The 2,311-nt window shown below is 49.9% G+C and carries 5 protein-coding genes; all 5 read left to right on the top strand.

The genetic code is table 11. From position 1 onward, the window contains the following. Positions 1-19: 19 nt before the first annotated feature. The 5 genes from AC5I6P_RS06440 (at position 20) to AC5I6P_RS06420 (ending at position 2,281) form a co-directional block, all read left to right on the top strand. Positions 20-496 carry an IS6 family transposase gene (locus AC5I6P_RS06440; protein ID WP_495692926.1) on the top strand — a complete coding sequence of 159 codons (477 nt, stop codon included), beginning with the start codon at positions 20-22 and terminating at the stop codon, positions 494-496. Between the two features lie 42 nt (positions 497-538). Beyond that, positions 539-955, top strand: coding sequence for a hypothetical protein (locus AC5I6P_RS06435; protein WP_495692925.1), 417 nt, complete (start codon positions 539-541; stop codon positions 953-955). 2 nt (positions 956-957) lie between these two features. Continuing rightward, positions 958-1,215 carry a hypothetical protein gene (locus tag AC5I6P_RS06430; protein WP_495692924.1) on the top strand — a complete coding sequence of 86 codons (258 nt, stop codon included), beginning with the start codon at positions 958-960 and terminating at the stop codon, positions 1,213-1,215. After that, positions 1,202-1,579 (top strand): hypothetical protein, encoded by a 378-nt coding sequence (locus AC5I6P_RS06425; RefSeq protein ID WP_495692923.1) that lies wholly within the window; start codon positions 1,202-1,204, stop codon positions 1,577-1,579. Before AC5I6P_RS06430 ends, AC5I6P_RS06425 begins: the two co-directional genes overlap by 14 nt. Before the next feature lie 537 nt (positions 1,580-2,116). After that, positions 2,117-2,281, top strand: coding sequence for a hypothetical protein (locus AC5I6P_RS06420; protein ID WP_495692922.1), 165 nt, complete (start codon positions 2,117-2,119; stop codon positions 2,279-2,281). Positions 2,282-2,311: the final 30 nt, after the last annotated feature.

Genomic DNA, 2,311 nt, shown 5'->3' with positions numbered 1-2,311 from the left:
ATGAATTTGGACGGGCGGTTTGACTGATGAATCCCCATGTCTAGAACACGACCAATACCTGTATCGAGCGATGGATTCAGCAGGCAACACGCTCGATTTCATGCTGAGTGCGAAGCGGGACGGGAAGGCTGCTGCCCGCTTTTTTCGCAAAGTGTTGGAAGCGAAGCACACTGGAGCTCCACGAGTCATCACCGTGGATAAAAATGCGGCCTATCGGGTGGCAGTGGATGAATTGAAGCAGGATAAAACGTTAAAAGCCGAAACCGAATTGCGGCAGAGCAAATATTTGAACAACCTGATTAAGCAAGACCATCGTAACGTGAAGCGGATTGTCAAACCGATGATGGGATTTCACTCGTTCAATATAGCAAGAAGGACATTGTGCGGGATAGAGGCAATGAATATGATTCGGAAAGGACAAGTGAAAGGTATCAAACAAGGAGATAGTGTATCTGGAGCAAGATTCATTGATGAACTCTTCGGAGTGAGTACTTAAAGCAATTCAAACAAGACCACTTCGTTTATCACTTTAAAGTCTTTGCGACACAACCTCAATCAACTGGTGGAGAAGTTCAAGGCTAACTACCAGAAGGAAGTTGAGGAGATGAAAGCGATCGCGGCTGAACTTGAATTAGCAAGTTTGGAGATTCACAACACACGCCCACTATTTGTGCGATTTGAGAAGGCTGAATTACCTTTTGCACTGGTGGACAACCACAATGTTGTGATTTTGGCAGAGGGAGAACAGCACACTTACAACAAGCCAGAACCGCAGTCAGTACCGTTTGCAATGCCGCCACTGCCCACCCAGGAAGAACGGGCGGAGATGAAGATTCGACAGGCTTACAGTGCGACCGGGAAACCGAGAGAAGAGGCAAATGCCGCGTTCGAGCAGTTTCGGCAAAGTGGACAACTTCCAGCCTGGATGATGAATTTAATGCCTGGTGTTGCCTAACTATGAAGAAACTCACATTGGCTGAATTTAGTGAAAATCCTGAGTCCGTTTATGCCGCGATCGGGCGGCGGTTCCTTGAGATTGCTGCCTCTCGCCCAACTGGATTGCAAGACCCTACATTCGTCGATCGCTGCTTCGACGCAATGGAATCGGGCGATGAGGTACAGATCGACGCAGTTCTGAATGAACTCGGCGGCGACCAGGAGCGAGCCGCAATGATTCGGCTATGCCAATCGATAACCCGAAATGAGCCAGAATGAGCCTCTCACAGCAAAACAGTTGATCGCAGCCCATGCGATCGCGCAAGGGCAATCGCGCCTGGAAGCCTGTGCCGCTGCTAGATGCTCGCTGGCAACCCTGAAGCGCTGGTCGAAAGATCCACTGTTTCTGTCCGAAATTCGTGAATGCCAAAAAGGAATTTTTGATGAAGCGATCGCCATATCAGTCCAGAAATCAGTTGAAGCGATCGCTCATCTTGCGAGTATTGCCGAAAGCTCTCAGAACGAATCCGCTCGTGTTGCAGCGGCTAAAGCGATTCTAGAGCTTGGATTCAAAGGGATAGTTCATGCCGACATTCAGCAGCGCCTAGCCGTGATCGAAGCGGATATCGAAAACGGGCGCTAAAGTTTTCTTCTGGTGTTATGTCCCTCGATTGTTCTCTGCGGAGAAGCGCGATCGGGGGCTTTTCTTACTAAGGTGATCTGATGGCGCAGCGAGGACGACCGACCCGAAAGAATTTGCCCTTATCTTCAGGGGTGGGCGCACAATTAAAGTCAAGCTGAGCAGATGGAAGACTGAGGATCAACCCGTGATCGCTTCACTGTATCGGCAATGCATGAGTCACCTGACTGAAACTCACAGTGGGACTCCCGTATCTTAAGCTATTGTGACATTTTAGGTTGCTAGTCGAACCAGAAAAAGAAACACCTGTAAACAAGAGGGGCAAATGTTCTTGCCCCTCTTGTTTACAAGTTCCTGCTGCTGGTCTCCAAATCCGATGGGTTACACCTAGTAAGCTAACGAGCGGCTTGTTCCCGTCTCTCTACCGGGTGAGCGGCATTGGACGCTTTGGAATTGCAGTGGTCCTCCAGTTAATTTCAATTTCTTGGTTGAGAAGGATTGAAATGACAGGATACACAGCCTTCGATCGGTCCAGTAACCATGCCACCCGCAGCACCGCCGATCATCCCTTCTGCGGCACCTACTGGTCCCCCGAATGATCCGGTTGTGTCGCAAGTGCGCCGAGCAAAGCTCGGCTTTGTCTATCAGGTGAAAGTCCTGATTCTGGAAGCCTTGGCAAGGCACCAGGTACCGAGTGTTGCGTGAACACTGGTAACAGTGTTGGCGAAGCGTACA

It is taken from the genome of Myxacorys sp., from assembly GCF_059501405.1.
The sequence above is the reverse complement of the archived record's forward strand: the minus strand, read 5'-3'. Positions and strand labels throughout refer to the sequence as shown.

Coding starts and splice junctions, on each gene's coding strand:
- AC5I6P_RS06430 (WP_495692924.1), top strand. CDS start 958: ATGAAGAAACTCACATTGGCTGAATTTAGTGAAAATCCTGAGTCCGTT.
- AC5I6P_RS06425 (WP_495692923.1), top strand. CDS start 1,202: ATGAGCCAGAATGAGCCTCTCACAGCAAAACAGTTGATCGCAGCCCAT.
- AC5I6P_RS06420 (WP_495692922.1), top strand. CDS start 2,117: ATGCCACCCGCAGCACCGCCGATCATCCCTTCTGCGGCACCTACTGGT.